At 33.8% G+C, this 16,634-nt stretch carries 17 protein-coding genes and 1 pseudogene; 15 read left to right on the top strand and 3 right to left on the bottom strand.

Annotated elements, in window-relative coordinates; genetic code table 11:
- The first annotated feature begins 21 nt into the window (after window positions 1-21).
- Together PWU04_RS04240 and PWU04_RS04235 are read left to right on the top strand one after the other, a co-directional pair.
- The gene (locus PWU04_RS04240) at window positions 22-444 is read left to right on the top strand and encodes a sulfur reduction protein DsrE (protein WP_274474568.1); all 423 of its coding nucleotides are present in this window, start codon (window positions 22-24) and stop codon (window positions 442-444) included.
- 6 nt (window positions 445-450) lie between these two features.
- Window positions 451-1,467 (top strand): TQO small subunit DoxD, encoded by a 1,017-nt coding sequence (locus PWU04_RS04235; RefSeq protein WP_274474567.1) that lies wholly within the window; start codon window positions 451-453, stop codon window positions 1,465-1,467.
- 182 nt (window positions 1,468-1,649) lie between these two features.
- Here PWU04_RS04235 and PWU04_RS04230 read toward each other — a convergent pair whose 3' ends face one another.
- Window positions 1,650-1,946 carry a winged helix-turn-helix transcriptional regulator gene (locus PWU04_RS04230; RefSeq protein WP_274474566.1) on the bottom strand — a complete coding sequence of 99 codons (297 nt, stop codon included), beginning with the start codon at window positions 1,944-1,946 and terminating at the stop codon, window positions 1,650-1,652.
- 277 nt (window positions 1,947-2,223) lie between these two features.
- Between PWU04_RS04230 and PWU04_RS04225 the strand changes: the two genes are divergently transcribed.
- From PWU04_RS04225 to PWU04_RS04185, 9 genes are all read left to right on the top strand, one after another.
- Window positions 2,224-3,147 (top strand): ClpXP adapter SpxH family protein, encoded by a 924-nt coding sequence (locus tag PWU04_RS04225; protein ID WP_274474675.1) that lies wholly within the window; start codon window positions 2,224-2,226, stop codon window positions 3,145-3,147.
- A gap of 153 nt (window positions 3,148-3,300) precedes the next feature.
- Entirely contained in the window at window positions 3,301-4,284 is a 984-nt protein-coding gene (locus PWU04_RS04220) for a hypothetical protein (RefSeq protein WP_274474565.1), read from the top strand.
- Between the two features lie 182 nt (window positions 4,285-4,466).
- Window positions 4,467-5,030, top strand: a complete 564-nt coding sequence (locus tag PWU04_RS04215) for a Crp/Fnr family transcriptional regulator (protein WP_274474564.1) — start codon at window positions 4,467-4,469, stop codon at window positions 5,028-5,030.
- A gap of 70 nt (window positions 5,031-5,100) precedes the next feature.
- The gene (locus tag PWU04_RS04210; RefSeq protein ID WP_274474563.1) at window positions 5,101-5,427 is read left to right on the top strand and encodes a DMT family transporter; all 327 of its coding nucleotides are present in this window, start codon (window positions 5,101-5,103) and stop codon (window positions 5,425-5,427) included.
- Window positions 5,428-5,523: 96 nt separating this feature from the next.
- A complete protein-coding gene (rsgA, locus tag PWU04_RS04205) occupies window positions 5,524-6,588 on the top strand; it encodes a ribosome small subunit-dependent GTPase A (RefSeq protein WP_274474562.1) in 1,065 nt (354 codons plus the stop codon).
- Window positions 6,589-7,205: 617 nt separating this feature from the next.
- On the top strand, window positions 7,206-8,402 hold the full coding sequence (locus PWU04_RS04200) for an MFS transporter (RefSeq protein ID WP_274474561.1): 1,197 nt from the start codon (window positions 7,206-7,208) through the stop codon (window positions 8,400-8,402).
- Window positions 8,403-8,471: 69 nt separating this feature from the next.
- On the top strand, window positions 8,472-8,900 hold the full coding sequence (locus tag PWU04_RS04195; protein ID WP_274474560.1) for a VOC family protein: 429 nt from the start codon (window positions 8,472-8,474) through the stop codon (window positions 8,898-8,900).
- Between the two features lie 517 nt (window positions 8,901-9,417).
- The gene (locus PWU04_RS04190) at window positions 9,418-11,181 is read left to right on the top strand and encodes an amidohydrolase (protein ID WP_274474559.1); all 1,764 of its coding nucleotides are present in this window, start codon (window positions 9,418-9,420) and stop codon (window positions 11,179-11,181) included.
- A gap of 151 nt (window positions 11,182-11,332) precedes the next feature.
- Complete coding sequence (locus PWU04_RS04185; protein ID WP_274474558.1) at window positions 11,333-11,710, top strand: nuclear transport factor 2 family protein; 378 nt, start codon at window positions 11,333-11,335, stop codon at window positions 11,708-11,710.
- Here PWU04_RS04185 and PWU04_RS04180 read toward each other — a convergent pair.
- The gene (locus tag PWU04_RS04180; protein ID WP_274474557.1) at window positions 11,707-11,913 is read right to left on the bottom strand and encodes a hypothetical protein; all 207 of its coding nucleotides are present in this window, start codon (window positions 11,911-11,913) and stop codon (window positions 11,707-11,709) included. The genes PWU04_RS04185 and PWU04_RS04180 overlap by 4 nt on opposite strands.
- On the opposite strand from PWU04_RS04180, the gene PWU04_RS04175 reads away from it, so the two are divergent.
- The 4 genes and pseudogenes from PWU04_RS04175 to PWU04_RS04160 all read left to right on the top strand — a co-directional run bounded on the left by PWU04_RS04175 (window position 11,867) and on the right by PWU04_RS04160 (window position 14,614).
- Window positions 11,867-12,883, top strand: a complete 1,017-nt coding sequence (locus PWU04_RS04175; RefSeq protein ID WP_455027766.1) for a Kelch repeat-containing protein — start codon at window positions 11,867-11,869, stop codon at window positions 12,881-12,883. The two genes, PWU04_RS04180 and PWU04_RS04175, sit on opposite strands and share 47 nt — an antisense overlap.
- Window positions 12,884-13,011: 128 nt before the next feature.
- Window positions 13,012-13,350, top strand: coding sequence for an MmcQ/YjbR family DNA-binding protein (locus PWU04_RS04170; protein ID WP_274474555.1), 339 nt, complete (start codon window positions 13,012-13,014; stop codon window positions 13,348-13,350).
- Between the two features lie 101 nt (window positions 13,351-13,451).
- Window positions 13,452-13,910, top strand: a pseudogene (locus PWU04_RS04165) (TspO/MBR family protein).
- A gap of 77 nt (window positions 13,911-13,987) precedes the next feature.
- On the top strand, window positions 13,988-14,614 hold the full coding sequence (locus PWU04_RS04160) for an SGNH/GDSL hydrolase family protein (RefSeq protein WP_274474554.1): 627 nt from the start codon (window positions 13,988-13,990) through the stop codon (window positions 14,612-14,614).
- A 350-nt stretch (window positions 14,615-14,964) separates the two neighbouring features.
- Here the strand turns inward: PWU04_RS04160 and PWU04_RS04155 are convergent, their stop codons facing one another.
- The gene (locus PWU04_RS04155; RefSeq protein ID WP_274474553.1) at window positions 14,965-16,596 is read right to left on the bottom strand and encodes an ABC-F family ATP-binding cassette domain-containing protein; all 1,632 of its coding nucleotides are present in this window, start codon (window positions 16,594-16,596) and stop codon (window positions 14,965-14,967) included.
- Window positions 16,597-16,634 lie beyond the last annotated feature (38 nt).

Raw genomic sequence — 16,634 nt, 5'->3', positions numbered from 1 at the left:
TTAATTATTAATTCAAAAACAATGAAAAATTCAATTATACACATAACAACGATGTTCCTTTTGTTATTGGGAACAACCCAATTACAAGCACATGAGATTAATCCAAAAAAGAATAATTATTTAGTGCTAACAAAAAACATACAACAACTTAAACCTGTTCTGCTCACCGCAAATGCATTAGCAAAAGAAGATGGGAGAAAATATGGAGATTTTCATGTAATCATCTGTGGTAAAACAGTTAATGACATTGTAGATAATCCAGATTTTAATGAACTATTGGAAAAAGCAAAAGCCCAAAAATTAAAAGTTTTTGTCTGTGGAATTTCACTTTCAAAATTTAATATAAATCCAGAAACATTGCCAAGTAACCTTGAAATTACACCCAATGGTATTTTATACGGTTTTCAACTTGTTAAGAAAGGATTTATCACACATACAATCTAATAAACTATGAAAAATATCAGTTTAAAAAATGATTCAGGGCTTTTAGCTCTCTCATTAAGATTAATAGTTGGCTGGACCTATTTCTCGGCATTTTGGAGAAGAACCGTATTAGCCGATAAACTTGACCCTGAAGTAACGGGTTATATTGGTGAAAAATTTAATGCCTTCTTAACCAACGCCTTGGGTATAAAACCAATGATACAATACTTGGTAGAAAATCCAGATGTACTTTGGATTAATATGGTGATTTTCACTATTGTTGAAGGTATTGTTGGCTTGTTTATCATGTTCGGTTTGTTTACTCGAATAATGAGCATTGGTGTTTTTGGGTTAGCTATGGGAATCCTTTTAGGTTCTGGTTGGATTGGCACAACTTGCCTTGACGAATGGCAAATAGGAATCCTAGGGATCGCCACAGGTTTTGTCTTGTTTTTGACGGGAAGCGGAAAATACTCTGTGGACAATTATTTAATGAAAAATAATTTTGCAATCACAAAAAAGAAATGGTTTGCTTGGTTGGGTTCAGGTATCTTACCAATAAAAGAAAGTGTTTTTCCAAAAGTTGTTTTAATAGGTTCTATATTTATTTTAGGAATGACCTTAATGACAAACCAGGTATTTCACGGTGGCGTTTGGGGAACACTTCATAATAAATCGGTAAAGCCAAAACTGGAAATTACAGATGGAAAAATCACCGGAAATAGATTAAGTTTTGATGTTTATAGGACGGAAGGTGTTGATGTTTATGGCTCTTGGGTTATTAGCATTGAATTGTTTGACAACAAAAATAATACGATTATAGAATATACTCAGGAAGATTTGGCAACTTTAAAAAATGAAAGTATTTCTAACTACTATGTAGCCAAAATAAAACCAGGTAAGCATAGTTTAATTATTCCATTAGGGGCAAAAGCAAAGCTAAATTTGGATAATGAAGTTTTATCAAGTTTGTTTAAAGGTACATATACTCTTAAAATCACAGACATTAGTGGCGCTTATTGGGAACATCAAATTAAAAAATAACAAAAGCCAACAATGTATAAAAACAATAGCGGTTTGGGTGTAAACTCGAACCGTTTTTGTGTTTAATTAATTATATTGTAACCGAAAATTAAGTGCCTTGAAATCCCGCACTACGAATAGCCGAGACCTCTAGAGTCAAGTGAAAGAACAGGTTCATTTCCTAAAAATATTTACCCCAAGAACTACTGATTTTTTTCAAAGACTGAATTTCTGTATTCAATGCCCCATTTTGTTAACTCATCTATAAGAGGCGAAAGCGTCCTCCCCTTTTCTGCAATTGAGTATTTAACAGTTATTGGTTTTGTATTCATTACAGTTCGACTAATCAAATTGTTGACTTCTAAATCTTGAAGTTCCTTGGAAAGCATTTTAGTACCAATTCCATCAACTTCTCGTAGTAAATCCATAAAACCTAATTCGTTGCCTTCTATAAGTGTCCCAAGAATATGAAACTTCCATTTGCCTGATAAGAGACTCATAGCATCAGTTATGGCTTGCATCCTAACCTGACAAACGGGTGTTGCGTTGATTTCAGCTTTTTTTCTCATTTCTTTTTTACTTCCTGTAAAAGTATAAATCTATCTAAAAGGATCCAAAAGGAAAGTACTTTCCTAAAGGAAACCCATATAAAAAGTACAGCTGATGTACTGTACATTTGGAACATCATAATAAACAGTAAAAATGAGAATACTCAAGTTAGTATCAATATTAATTCTGCTTGGCTATTTTGGTTGCCAAGCTCAAACGAAAAGAAAAATGAAGGAAAACAACGTTTTACAATGTAACCTTAAAAGTGGTATTTGCGAAATGCCCATTAATAATTCAAGCTTAACAGATAGCAGTTCAGCAAAGACGAACCAAAAACCTGTTAAAATAATCTATTATACCGACCCTATTTGTTCCTCTTGTTGGGTCATTGAACCACAACTACGAAAACTAAAATTGGAGTATGGAGATAATATAGAAATTGAATATAGAATGGGTGGTTTACTTCCTAACTGGAATTACAACAGTGGTGGCATCAGCAAACCTTCAGATGTAGCACATCATTGGGACGAAGTAAGTGTCTATTATGACATGCCAATTGAAGGAGATGTCTGGCTAGAAGACCCTTTATCTTCTTCTTATCCACCTTCAATTGCATTTAAAGCAGCACAAATACAAGATAACGCTAGGGCCATTTTATTTCTTCGGGAAATTAGGGAAATGGTTTTTCTTCAAAAAAAGAATATAACAAAATGGGAGCATTTAGAATTGGCAGCAAAGAAAGTTGGACTTGACGTTGTTAATTTCAAACAAGATTATAATGGAAAAGCAAAGGAACTTTTTGAAGAAGACTTGAGATTAGGTCGAGAATTAGGCGTAAGAGGATTTCCAACAATGTTTTTTACTGACACAACAGGACATAAAGAAATAGTATATGGTTCAAAACCATACAATACTTTTGAGGGTACTTTACTTAAATTGTATCCTACTGCTACCAAAACAGCTTATAACAAAACTTGGAGTTCAGTGTTTTCTAAATATCATTCATTGACAGCAAAAGAGTTTTCAGAACTCACAGAAACACCACATAAAGAATGTGAAAAATATTTGGACGGTTTAACTAATAGTGGAAAATTAGAAAAAATGACAACAAAAAACGGTGCAATTTGGACTTTGAAAGAAACCAGCCGCTAACACCATGTATAGTTCCTATAGATATTTCCTGTGGAAAGTCCTCGCAATTTTGCTAACTTAGTTTCTTAACTCTGAAAATCCTGCAGATTTTCACGCAACGAAACTATATACAAACCGTTGGCGAAAATAACGATTAACTAAAAGCATAATATTATGAAAGTCCAAAAAATCAAATTAAGCAAAGTACCAGTTCTACTTTTTGTAATGGCTTTAGTAACGATTTCTTTTATACAATCCTGCAAGGATAACCAAAAACCAAAAGATAAAACAGAAGTTGAAATCGAGGAGGTAGCAGATAGAAATGTCGTTGAAATCGTTACCGAAACTATGGAATTCCAAATGCCGGATACCATACCATCAGGTTGGACGACCTGGCGGTATCACAACAAATCAAACCAAACTCACTTTATTCTTATAGATGATTGGCCAGACGACAAACACAACATCGATACCATCCGACAAAAAATATTGAAGCCCATCAATGATGGAATGCTACTCTTTGACGAAGGAAAAGTAAAAGAAGGGCAGGCAGAATTCAGCAAATTACCGGTGTGGCTTAACCAAGTTAAATTTCCAGGCGGTGTTGGTATGATTTCCCCAGGTCTCACCGCTGAGACGACCATGAATTTGAATCCAGGAAAATATTATGCCGAATGCTATATACGAATGGAAAATGGAATGATGCATCATATTATGGGGATGATAAAGGAATTTGTAGTATTGGGAGAGACTTCAAACCTCAATGAGCCAACAGCTGACTATGCGATTGATATTTCCACCGAAAAAGGTATGGTCTGGGAACCACCCACATCTGCTGGTACCTACACATTTTTGGTGAAATTTGTTGACCAGATTGAATATTCATTAGAAACTTCAATCGTAGGACTTGACGTACACCTTGTAAAATATCGTAACGAAGCCGATCTGTTGGCATTGGAAAAATGGGTTGATTTTATGGAAGGTATGAAAGAGCCTGCACCGAAAGGTTTGACATTTTTAGGAGGTGTAAATGATATGCCAAGTGGCAGTAGGGGTTATTTTAAAGCAATTCTAAAACCAGGTAAGTATGCCCTTATTTCCGAAGTGCCAATGGCCTCAAAAAAGAACCTTTTAAAAACCTTTGAGGTCGTTAAATGACCATGAAACAATTGCTTTCGAAAACAACAAATATAAAAAAATAGCGGCTTAAGTGCTTAATTAAACAAATGATAATAAACAAACTAAAGGTCATTTATAATCCGAAAAGTTAGTGCTTAAAATCATCTACTTTTCATATACAAGACCGTTGTATGCAATGCTTCAACAAATGCTTTACTTATATGAAAATTGATGAGATTTTAAATAAAGTTTATCAACTCCCCGACCAATCAAAACTTAAGGTCGTAGAATACATTGATGAGGTAAATTATAAAAAAGGAGAGAGATTATTCCAGGCAGATCAAATAGTCAAAGAAATATTTTTCATAAAAAAAGGAATAGTACGAGCTTATACTAAAACTGATAATAATGATATTACATTCTGGTTTGGTAAAGAAGGTGATACTATAATTTCGATGAGAAGTTATGTTGCTGATCAAAAAGGATATGAAGACATCGAACTTCTTGAAGATTCAGAATTTTATAAAATAGATATAAGTTACTTAAGACAACTTTTTAATGACGATATTTATATTGCCAATTGGGGCAGAAAATTTGCAGAACAAGAATTAATAAAAACAGAAGAAAGACTTATTTCAAGACAATTCAAAACTGCGAAAGATCGATATAAAGAACTATTAGAAGATAACCCCAATTTGATAAAGCGGGTACAATTGGGGCATATAGCATCTTACTTAGGTATTACTCAAGTTAGCCTGAGTCGAATTCGAGCCGAGAAAAACTAAAATTCATTTTTTAACATTTGTTAAATTTTTCTTCAACCACAATGAGGAAATTTGTCAAAAAAAAAAAAAGATGAATTGGATATTATTAGTATTAGCAGGATTATTTGAAGTAGGATTTGCTTTGTGTTTAGGTAAAGCTAAGGAAACTTTAGATACAGAAATGTATTTATGGTACACAGGATTTATAGTAAATCTAAGTATTAGTATGGGACTTTTAATTAAAGCTACTCAAACTTTACCAATAGGAACAGCTTACGCAGTCTGGACTGGAATTGGTGCTGTAGGAACTGTGCTAGTTGGAATAGTATTATTTAAAGAGCCAGTTAATTTTTGGAGAATATTTTTTATATCGACCTTAATTTGTTCTGTAGTTGGATTAAAAGTAATTTCACATTAAAAGCACAGCACACTACACGGTATAGTGTTCATTGATTCTGGTTTTCAACGCAATAAACCATAAACAAACCGTTGTGCATAATACTAGAAGAAACAGATGACACTAGATGATTTAGGATATGACATAGAACTGGAAAAATACAGAAAAAGCCAGAATCTTGATGTTTTTGAAGTAGGTCGGATTATTTCAGAACATAAAGAAAGATATGTTGTGAAAACCGATAAAGGAGAATATGATGGTGAAATAATCGGGAATTTACGTTTTACAGCTCATAACAGGTCTGATTTTCCAGCTGTTGGAGATTGGGTCGCAATATCTGAATATGACAATAATAAAGTTCTTATTCACTCTGTCTTTCCAAGGAAAACCATAATTGAAAGACAAGCAGTCGGAAAAAAAGGAGAAAAACAGATTATCGCAACAAATATTGATTATGCGTTTATTGTTCAAGCAGTTGATAGAGACTTCAACATTAATAGAATTGAACGATATTTAACTATTTGCCATACTTCCAAAGTAAATCCAATTATTGTTCTCAATAAAATCGACTTGATTACGGACAATGAGTTATCAATATTGGTTAGCAAAATTCAAGAAAGAATTAAAAAAGTCCCGATACTTTCCATAAGTAATGAGTCTAAAAAAGGACTAATACAACTCAAAGAGAATATTAAAAAAGGGGAAACTTATTGTTTGTTAGGCTCATCAGGAGTGGGAAAATCTACCTTATTGAATAATTTATCAGGTAGAGAGTTGATGAAAACCAATACGGTTAGCTCCAGCACAAATAAAGGTCGGCACGCTACAAGTCATCGTGAACTAATCGTTCTAGAAAATGGTGGGATTCTAATTGACAATCCTGGAATGAGAGAAGTTGGGATAGCAGACTCAAAAGGAGGATTAGAAATTACATTTAATGAAATAGTTAAACTTTCTAAAGACTGTAAATTTAAAGATTGTACGCACACGATTGAAGTTGACTGTGCAGTTTTAAAAGCGGTTGAAAATAAAATAATAGATAAATTCTCCTATGAAAACTTCTTGAAAATGGAGAGAGAAAAAGAACACTTTGAATCAACAGTTGCCGAAAAACGTAAGAAGGATAAGGATTTTGGCAAAATGATAAAGAATTACAAAAAGAGTAATTATAAAAAATCCTAAGCACAATAGGTTTTACAAGTAATAGCAGTTTAAGTGATAAAACGAAAGTATAAAAATAAAATAAAGGTCAGTACAAAACCGAAAATTTCGTGATTAGAAACCCGCTACTATTCAAACACAAACCGCTGTGCACAATTTCCAACATCTGATTTTTATAAATAATAGCTAAAGTAATTGCTACAGACATTTCAACTGAACAATGGTATTATATTATTAAGACATTACGTTAAAAAGGTTGGGAAATAACCTCTGAATACAAACTGTTCGACAAAGGGATTGATCATGATTCCTATACTTTAAAACTTAATAATGAAAAAATAAAATTCGCGTGGGATAATTGGGTGGAAGGTGAAATAAAATGCAATCCTGAATTAATGTATAAATTAAAAGAAGAATTTAAATTTGATCTCCAACACAATACGCCAGTTCTATTTTCTAATAAACTTTTAAACCTTATTAAACGGATAATAAAAAAATAACTGAGCACAACACACTGTTAGTTCATTGATTCGGACGTTTCCTTCGGAAAGTCTTTGCGTCTGAACTATGGGTCTAGACTAATCGCTATCTTTACATTTAGCAACAAAACCATATATGAATCTTTGTTTGTAATGTATATGCGTCCACCCAAATATGTACTTCCAATAATTGTTCTTTCCCAGTTCTTTTGTACTTCATTATGGTTTGCAGGAAATGGAATTATAAAGGAATTAATTACCAATTTCAATCTTGAAGAAAATGCTTTAGCACACTTAACATCATCGGTTCAATTCGGATTTATTATTGGCACCTTAACATTTGCTGTATTAACAATATCCGACCGATTCTCGCCATCAAAAGTCTTTCTTGTTTGTGCTATTTTAGGAGCTGTGTTTAACCTAGGGATAATCTGGGAGGGCAATGGTTTTACTAGCATCCTTTTGATGCGCTTTTTTACAGGATTTTTTCTTGCTGGCATCTATCCTGTAGGAATGAAAATTGCTTCAGATTATTATGAGGAGGGACTTGGGAAATCACTTGGTTATTTGGTTGGTGCATTAGTAATTGGTACTGCATTTCCCCATTTGCTAAAAGGGATACCAAATGTTCTTTCATGGAAGTTTGTATTAATTTCAACATCTTCATTAGCATTAATGGGAGGCTTATTAATGGCTCTGTTAATCTCTGATGGTCCCTTTAGAAAACCAAATCCAAAAATTCATTTGTCAGCATTTTTTAGTGTATTTCGAAAACAAAATTTTCGTTCTGCTGCCTTTGGGTATTTTGGACATATGTGGGAATTATATGCGTTTTGGACATTCGTACCAATAATTTTAGAAACCTACACAAAACTACATCCATCAACAACGTTTAATATTCCATCACTGTCCTTTCTAATAATTGGAATAGGCGGAATAGCATGTGTAGTTGGCGGATATTTAGCACAAGCCTTTGGCACAAAAAAAATAGCATTCACAGCTTTATTATTGTCTTGTATTTGCTGCCTCGTGTCTCCTTGGATGTTTGCTTTTAATTCAGAATTTATTTTTATCTCTTTGCTTCTATTTTGGAGTATGGCGGTTATAGCAGATTCTCCGTTATTCTCCACGCTAGTAGCTCAAAATGCTTCTGCAGAGTTAAAAGGAACAGCGCTTACTATAGTTAATTGTATAGGGTTTTCTATTACAATTATTAGCATTCAATTGTTAAGTAAAATGCATACCTTGACAAATTCAAATAGTATTTATATTGTTTTGGCATTAGGCCCTATAATGGGATTAATTGCGTTATTGAAAACAAATAAACTAAAAACAGGAAAAACTAAGCTGAATTAAACGCAGCTTAGCCTATAGTTGGCAGTAATTAGACAAAATCGAATAAGCATTATTGAAAATTGAAAAAGAATGACAACAACGACATTCCTAACATTTGTAGGCGACCAATGCGGAAAGGCTGAGGAAGCAATAAAGTTTTACACTTCTATCTTTCCTAATTCGGAAATTAAAAACATAACAAACTACTCAGAAGGAGAGCCAGGAGGCACACCTGAACTTATTAAATATGGAGTATTTACATTAAATGGAACTGATTATATGGTTTCTGAAAGTAATTATAATCATGCTTGGACATTTACACATGCCGTTTCACTTTTGATCAGCGACAATTCTAATGATTTGATACGAACACTTTTCGATAAGCTTTCTTCAGATGGTGGTCAAGTGATGGTTCCTTTAGATAGCTACGAAGGTAACGGAGATTACGGGTTCGGCAAGAAATTCGGATGGTGTCAAGATAAATACGGTATCTCGTGGCAATTTCTACTTACTGAATAAAAAGATTACAAGTAAATAATCAAAAAAAACATCTACAGCAAACAAAGGCTATAATTCATTACTTGTCATGCAATAAACTAAAAACAGTAACTTTAACTTGGCTCGCCCCCCTACTCCGTTAAATCTCTGATTTTTCTCCGCTACGAAATCACAGATAAACAGTTGGCAACAATTAACAATAGTCAATCACTCATTTTTCATATGTCTCATTTCTGTTTACGATAAGACTAATCAAGAGGTACAAAACATTGATATATCACTCAATTAAAAAATGGCTCCTTTTTATGATAAAGATATAAGAGGCCACAGCCTCAATCCTTAGTAATTTCCGCAACAGATGATATTAGCCATCTGATTAAATAGTCTTTTGCCAATACCTTTAAACTTTATCGCTTATTACCCCCCCCAGAAACATCATAATATTCACTATATTAGATAGTTAAAACAAAAATCTCAGCAGATTTTAGTCACAACGGAATCATAACCTAGCCATTGACAAAAATTAAAAACAAACAAGATGAAAAACGTAATTGTTTTTGTATTCGTAATTAGTCTACTGCTAATATCATGCAACAGCAAATCCAAAAAAGGTGACGTAGAAGCCGTAGCTGAACCATACCAACTACAACAAACCATATTTTACAATGGGGACATCATTACCATGGAAGGTGACGAACCTCAATATGTAGAAGCCGTAGTACAAAGAGAAGGTAAGATCATCTTTGTGGGGAGTAAAGATGAAGCATTAAAACAATTTGAGGGAAAAGCAAAAAAACACGACCTAAATGGTGAAACCATGATGCCTGGTTTTATAGAACCCCATCTCCACCCTTCCATTGCTGCAACTGTCTTGCCCAATGATATTGTTGCTCCTTATGATTGGATCTTACCTACTGAAACCAAAAAGGGAGTTTCGGGGCATGAAAATTACATGGCGCGTATCACAGAGTCAATTAACAAAAATGCCACAAAAGAGGCTATTTATTTTATTTGGGGATATCATCAGCTCTGGCATGGAGAATTGAATAGGGAGATGTTAAACAAAATAGCAGGTAATAAACCAGTAGGGATCATACACCGTTCCTTCCATGAGATTTTTGTTAACGATGCCGCCATTAAAATGATGGGTATAAACGAAGTAGAGTTTAAAGACAATCCCCAAGTGAATTGGGAAAAAGGGCATTTCTATGAAGGGGGTTGGTTGGCTCTGGTACCCAAAATAGGAAACCTATTCTTTGAAAAAGAAAAGTATCAGAGCGGATTGGAACAAATGACTCAATTGTTACTAAAAAATGGTATCACAACTATTGCAGAACCAGGTTTTCCTAGTTCAAATTTTGATTTGGAGTACAACTACTTAAAAACTGAGATGGATAAGAATCCTCCATATGATATTTATTTAATTCCGAATGGCACACAATTGTATGGCATGCAAGGAAATAGTAACGAAAAAGCAAAACTATACGCCGAGACATTAGCTGATAGCTTCAATACCGAAAACATTAAGTTTTTACCAAAACAAATCAAACTATTTTCCGATGGCGCTATTTACTCACAATTGATGCAGATGAAGGATAACTATACCGATGGTCATCATGGAGAGTGGATGACCCCATTGAATTTATTTAAAGAGCAAATGGAACTCTATTGGGATGATGGCTATAAAATTCATGTTCATGCTAATGGAGATTTGGGAATTCAAATGGTAGTGGATAATGTAGAAGAATTACAAATGAAACATCCACTTGAAAACCATCAATTGACTCTACATCATATGGGGTATTTTACAGATGCCATGGCAGAGCAAATAGCCAACCTAGGAATAGAAGGTTCAGTGAACCCATATTATCTGTGGGCTTTAGCTGATAAATATTCTGAAATAGGACTGGGAAAGGAAAGAGGAGAAAATTTAGTTAGAATAAAATCTTTAGTCTCCCGAGATGTTCCCGTATCATTTCATTCTGATTTTGCAATGGCACCTGTGGAACCTCTCACTTTGGCATGGACTGCGATTAATCGTGAAACCTCACAGGGCAGCAAATTTTCCCAAGACCAACGTCTTAGTGTTTTTGAAGGAATGAAAGGCATTACCATAGATGCTGCACGTACCTTAAGTTTGGAAGACAAGATTGGTTCTATAGAAGAAGGCAAGCAAGCAGACTTTACAATCTTGGCAAAAAACCCCTTTAATGTAGACCCTATGGAAATTAAAGATATTCAAGTAAAAGGTGTGGTACATAAAGGCCAATTTCATATCAATAAAGCAGCTAATTTGAAGTAGTAAATTTAGAAAACTGTTGTCATTACAAAAATGATGTTTAGTTAAGGGATTGCACTCCTATGTTTGTACTTATTTTCCTACGGATAGCACTCTGACAAAAACCGCACTATCTTTATACTAACCGTTAGAAAAAATTAAAATTGCACTATAAATGGGTTTATCAAAAAATAAAGAAAATGCTATAGCATTTTATAGAATGGCTTATAAAGGAAACTCGAATAAAGCTGTGAAACTTTACGTAGGTGAACAATACGTACAACACAATCCTTATGTATCAGATGGAACTTCAGGCTTCATTGAATATTTCGAAAGAATGCAAACCGAGTACCCAGAAAAATCAATCAAATTTGTAAGATGTATTGCGGAAGATGATTTGGTTGCGTTACATACACATCAAATTTGGCCTAACAATGACCAATATGTAACGATGGATTTTTTTCGATTTGATGAAAATGGAAAAATATGTGAACACTGGGATTCTATACAACAGATACCTAAAAAGTCAATGAACCTAAATACAATGTATTAAAAAACTGTTGCCAATAACTTATATAGTTCTTTGATTCGGACGTTTCCTTTGGAAAGTCCTCCATGCACTAATTGTTGTTTCCATTTAGCTATCTTTAATCCTAAAACCAAACGTAACGGCACTATTAGATGAACCATTAGAGATAATTCCAAAATTATGATATCAAATTCAACATTCAATAGAGCCCTATCAATCAAAATCATATTAATTTTATGCCTATTTATTAGTTTCAGTCTCAAAAGTCAAAATATCGAAAAAGAAAATACTCCAGGGGCAAGATGGGGACATGTTTTTATCTATGACCAAAATCAACAACAGATCTTACTTTTTGGAGGAACCAGTCAACAAGGAGGCACAACATACTTAAATGATACATGGATCTGGAAGAATGAATTATGGGAGAAAATGGATGTTCAAGGTCCTTCACCGCGAGGATTTTGTGCCTATGCGTATAATGAAGAAAGAAAAACAATTATCCTGCATGGTGGCAGGGGAAATAAAGGTATTACTTATTCAGATTTATGGGAATGGAATGGAAAAAAGTGGATTCAACTTGAAAATGAATCCCAATTCAAAGCTGATCACCATCAACTAATTTACTTAAATAACAAAAAAACATTACTTGCCTTTGGAGGATGGAACGGTAATGACGTGATGGGAGATACTTGGACATGGGATGGAGAATGGAAAAAATTAAATATTAGTTCTCCACCTAAAAGAGCTTCATTTGCTATGGTGAAGGACAACAAAAAAGATAGGGTCGTTCTCTACGGTGGTTTATGGGTCAACGGACAGTATGCTGATATCTGGGAATGGTCAAATAATAAATGGAAAAGCTTGAGTGGTATGTATGATAATTCATCTATAGACCACCACTCAATGATTTATAACTCCAAATCAGAGTGTATAATCGGATTTGGAGGAAAAGACTATCGCTACCAATTCCAAAAGAAGACCTTTACAATCGAAAATGGTAAGATAATTGTCATAAGTGATGAAGGTCCCTCCGAGCGTCATAGTTTTGGGTTCACCTATAATGGTGATAAAAACTTAGTTTATCTATACGGAGGAAAGGAGTATGTTAATGGGGAACAAGTCGCATTAAGTGATTTTTGGAAATGGGATGGTGAAAAATGGAAAAGGATAGAATATAAAAATATCTCTAAAAATTAATAAAGAGCATTAAAACGTCAGTTTAATAATAGCATTAGTTTGTTAAAAATAACAACACTATTAACATCTTCTAAGAAAATGAAAAGTGGCTTTTTGTATTACCCATTTAACACCTGTAAAAATAGCTAATGACGACTTTTGGAACATTGGAAAAAATAATACTGAACTTTCCCGAAGTTACAGTCGAACCCCATTTTGAAAAAATATCGTTTCGGGTTAAAAAGAAAATTTTTGCAACCTATGATGAAAAAAATAATCGCGCTACGGTTAAACTATCTGAAAAAGAACAAGATATTTTTTCATCATTAAGTTCCCAAATTTATCCAGTAGACAACAAATGGGGAAAACAAGGCTGGACATTTATAGATTTGAGTGAAGTCAATCAAGATTTGCTGACCAAGACATTAATAGCTGCATATTGTAAAGTTGCACCAAAAAAGCTTTGGGAACAGATAAGAAAGAACTAAAAATAAAAGCGAACCTCAACAATATGTAACATGTATTGCTTCGGATTTCAATAATACGAAAAGGTATTGAATAAGATTAAATTCAAACTAAAACAACTCATATGATATTTAGACTCATCATTTTCCTAACTATTAATTTCGGGGCACTTGCAATTGGTGGACTATTCACAGGAAAAGGAGTGCCATCGGATTGGTACTTAAATCTAAATAAAGCTCCATGGACTCCTCCAGGATGGATGTTTGGTGTTGCTTGGACCACGATAATGATTTGCTTTAGTATTTATATGACCTATGTATGGCAAGAAGTTACAAATAGAAAAATCTTGATTACTCTTTTCATCATTCAATGAATACTAAATGTTAGCTGGAATCCAACATTCTTTTATTATCATAATGTTTTGTTAGGATTAATTATTATTACTGGACTCACATTAGTAATAGGTTTTATATTTTTACAATACTGGCCAGAAATGAAATATAAATCCGCACTAATACTTCCCTATTTTATTTGGTTATTAATTGCGACTTCTTTGAATGGCTACATATTATTCAAAAATTGAATCAAAACTATACCTAACATAACCTAAACTGTATTAAAACGGAGTTTAGCCCAACAGTTGGCAATAATTCTTAGATTATGAATAAATTTTCACTCTTCCTTTTTGCATTACTAGTTTCATCTTTTAGTTTATACAGTCAACAAAAACTTAGTAAGAATAAGAATAGCACATTCAATATTCTATTTATTGGTAACAGTCTCACATATACAAATAACCTACCAGACCTTGTAAAAAAAGCTGCCAAAAAGAAAGGTATAAAAGTTAAATCAAAAACGATTGCATTTCCTAACTATGCCATAGTAGATCATTGGAATGATGGACAAGTCATAGAATTAATAGGTAGTAAAAATTTTGATTTTGTAATTATTCAACAAGGACCTTCGTCTCAAAATGAGGGCAGGAAAATTTTAATTGAAAATGGTAAAGAATATAGGAGTTTATGTGAATTAACTGATACCAAACTATGCTTCTTTATGGTTTGGCCATCCTTGACCTACTATAATACTTTTGATAATGTCGTAAAAAATTATACCGATGCAGCATCAATCAATAACTCAATTTTGCTGCCAGTGGGTAAAGTATGGAAAGATTATTTCGATGAAACTAATGATTTTCAATATTACAGCTCAGATGGTTTCCATCCATCATTAAAAGGTAGTAAAATAGCCGCACAAGTAATTGTTGAGTACTTGTTTTACAAATAAAAACTATTGAGATACCAACAATCCTAGACTGTAACAGTATTAATTACTCGCTATAAATTCTTTTTATTTCAACACTAAATTATTCAATTCTTTTTGACTATATTCGAACAAGTATTGTTTTTAACCCAAAGCCAAAAACTGCATACGGTTTTGCATACGATTTTATAAAATTGTAGTCTGGGAACCCCAGTAAATACGTTGTCAAAACGTTTTTCTTGGAATTCATAACCCGGAGATAACGAGTTCAAATTTTAGCGACAAAGATAAAATCATATCCACAAAAAAGGGCTTAGTTTTCACTAACCCCTTTTATTTACCTTTATAACTACTACATATAATTTAAGACTCCCTTACAGATCAAGGTGTTTTAATTGCTCTACGCGGTTTCTTTCCAAAAACTCATCAATGGTCTCAAAATGCTCTATAACACGCTGATCTTTAAACTCAAACACTTTTTGGGACAATCCTTCTAAAAACGCTCGGTCATGGGATACCAAAATCAGCGTCCCGTCAAATTTTCGTAACGCTTCCTTAAGAACATCTTTTGACTTCAAGTCCAAATGGTTGGTTGGCTCATCGAGAATAAGCACATTTACTGGCTCTAGTAGCAACTTAACCATTGCCAATCGTGTTTTTTCTCCACCTGATAGAAATTGTACTTTTTTATCAATAGCATCGCCCGAGAACATAAATGCTCCAAGTATGTTTTTAATTTCTTTTCTTATTTCTCCTTCAGCTACTAAATCTACTGTCTCAAAAACCGTTAATTCATTATCCAATAATGATGCTTGATTTTGTGCGAAATAACCAACCTTTGCATTATGTCCTAACTGACAATGACCTTCAAAATCAATCTCACCCATAATCGCTTTTATCATAGTTGATTTACCTTCACCGTTTCTACCGACAAAAGAAACTTTCTCACCACGCGCAATTGACATATTAGCATCTTTAAAAACCACATGATCACCATACGACTTACTCATTTCTTTAACTGTTACAGGATAATCGCCTGAACGTTCGGATGGAGGAAAACGCAGATGCAATGCCGAATTGTCTATTTCGTCAATTTCTACGATTTCCATTTTTTCCAACATCCGCTGACGTGAACTCACCTGGTTTGTTTTAGAGTATGTTCCCTTAAACTGCTCTATAAAACGCTTGGTTTCCTTAATCAGCTTTTGTTGCTCGTTATATTCCTTGATTTGCTGTGCACGGCGTTCTTCACGAAGTGTCAGGTAATGGGAGTAATTGGCTTTATAATCATAAATTCTTCCCATAGTTACTTCAATGGTTCTGTTGGTAATATTGTCGATAAAGGTTTTATCGTGAGAAATTACAATAACAGCTTTGGCTTTGTTTTTCAAAAAGTCCTCCAACCAGATAACCGATTCGATATCGATATGGTTTGTTGGCTCATCCAAAAGCACTAAATCAGGTTTCTTCAAAAGTATTTTTGCCAGCTCAATACGCATCCGCCATCCACCACTAAACTCTGATGTATTACGTGTAAAATCAGAACGCTTAAACCCCAAACCCAGCAATGCCTTTTCTACTTCGGCATCGTAATTTGTATCTTCTATAGAATAGAACTTTTCACCCAATTCACTGACACGCTCAATGATTTTCATATATTCTTCAGACTCGTAATCTGTTCGTGTTTCAAGTTGAGTGTTAAGCTCATCCATTTCCCTCTTCATTTCAAAGATATGACCAAAGGCCTTGGCTGTTTCTTCAAAAACGGTACAGTTATCTTGGGTAAGCAAGTGTTGTGGAAGATATGCAATTACTGTATCTGGAGCACAATGAATACCTCCTCTATTTGGTTCCTTCTCCCCTGCTATGATTTTCATCATCGTCGACTTTCCGGCACCATTTTTTCCCATAAGTGCAATCTTATCATTGGGATTGATAACAAAGTTTACATCCTTGAATAAAGTTCTTGCACTAAACTCTACTGTAAGCCCATTCACTGAAATCATAACAAAAATTTTAAGTCTGCAAAAGTAGAGTTTTGATG

The organism is Mangrovimonas aestuarii (assembly GCF_028767185.1).
GTDB classification, from domain to species: domain Bacteria; phylum Bacteroidota; class Bacteroidia; order Flavobacteriales; family Flavobacteriaceae; genus Mangrovimonas_B; species Mangrovimonas_B aestuarii.
Note: the sequence above shows the minus strand (reverse complement) of the source record. Positions and strands in the feature narration are given on the sequence as shown.

What these genes read in the sequence shown, in the direction of transcription:
- PWU04_RS04240 (WP_274474568.1), top strand. Translation starts at nt 22, where the DNA reads ATGAAAAATTCAATTATACACATAACAACGATGTTCCTTTTGTTATTG.
- PWU04_RS04235 (WP_274474567.1), top strand. Translation starts at nt 451, where the DNA reads ATGAAAAATATCAGTTTAAAAAATGATTCAGGGCTTTTAGCTCTCTCA.
- PWU04_RS04230 (WP_274474566.1), bottom strand. Translation starts at nt 1,946, where the DNA reads ATGAGTCTCTTATCAGGCAAATGGAAGTTTCATATTCTTGGGACACTT.
- PWU04_RS04225 (WP_274474675.1), top strand. Translation starts at nt 2,224, where the DNA reads ATGAAGGAAAACAACGTTTTACAATGTAACCTTAAAAGTGGTATTTGC.
- PWU04_RS04220 (WP_274474565.1), top strand. Translation starts at nt 3,301, where the DNA reads ATGAAAGTCCAAAAAATCAAATTAAGCAAAGTACCAGTTCTACTTTTT.
- PWU04_RS04215 (WP_274474564.1), top strand. Translation starts at nt 4,467, where the DNA reads ATGAAAATTGATGAGATTTTAAATAAAGTTTATCAACTCCCCGACCAA.
- PWU04_RS04210 (WP_274474563.1), top strand. Translation starts at nt 5,101, where the DNA reads ATGAATTGGATATTATTAGTATTAGCAGGATTATTTGAAGTAGGATTT.
- rsgA (WP_274474562.1), top strand. Translation starts at nt 5,524, where the DNA reads ATGACACTAGATGATTTAGGATATGACATAGAACTGGAAAAATACAGA.
- PWU04_RS04200 (WP_274474561.1), top strand. Translation starts at nt 7,206, where the DNA reads ATGCGTCCACCCAAATATGTACTTCCAATAATTGTTCTTTCCCAGTTC.
- PWU04_RS04195 (WP_274474560.1), top strand. Translation starts at nt 8,472, where the DNA reads ATGACAACAACGACATTCCTAACATTTGTAGGCGACCAATGCGGAAAG.
- PWU04_RS04190 (WP_274474559.1), top strand. Translation starts at nt 9,418, where the DNA reads ATGAAAAACGTAATTGTTTTTGTATTCGTAATTAGTCTACTGCTAATA.
- PWU04_RS04185 (WP_274474558.1), top strand. Translation starts at nt 11,333, where the DNA reads ATGGGTTTATCAAAAAATAAAGAAAATGCTATAGCATTTTATAGAATG.
- PWU04_RS04175 (WP_455027766.1), top strand. Translation starts at nt 11,867, where the DNA reads ATGATATCAAATTCAACATTCAATAGAGCCCTATCAATCAAAATCATA.
- PWU04_RS04180 (WP_274474557.1), bottom strand. Translation starts at nt 11,913, where the DNA reads ATGATTTTGATTGATAGGGCTCTATTGAATGTTGAATTTGATATCATA.
- PWU04_RS04170 (WP_274474555.1), top strand. Translation starts at nt 13,012, where the DNA reads ATGACGACTTTTGGAACATTGGAAAAAATAATACTGAACTTTCCCGAA.
- PWU04_RS04160 (WP_274474554.1), top strand. Translation starts at nt 13,988, where the DNA reads ATGAATAAATTTTCACTCTTCCTTTTTGCATTACTAGTTTCATCTTTT.
- PWU04_RS04155 (WP_274474553.1), bottom strand. Translation starts at nt 16,596, where the DNA reads ATGATTTCAGTGAATGGGCTTACAGTAGAGTTTAGTGCAAGAACTTTA.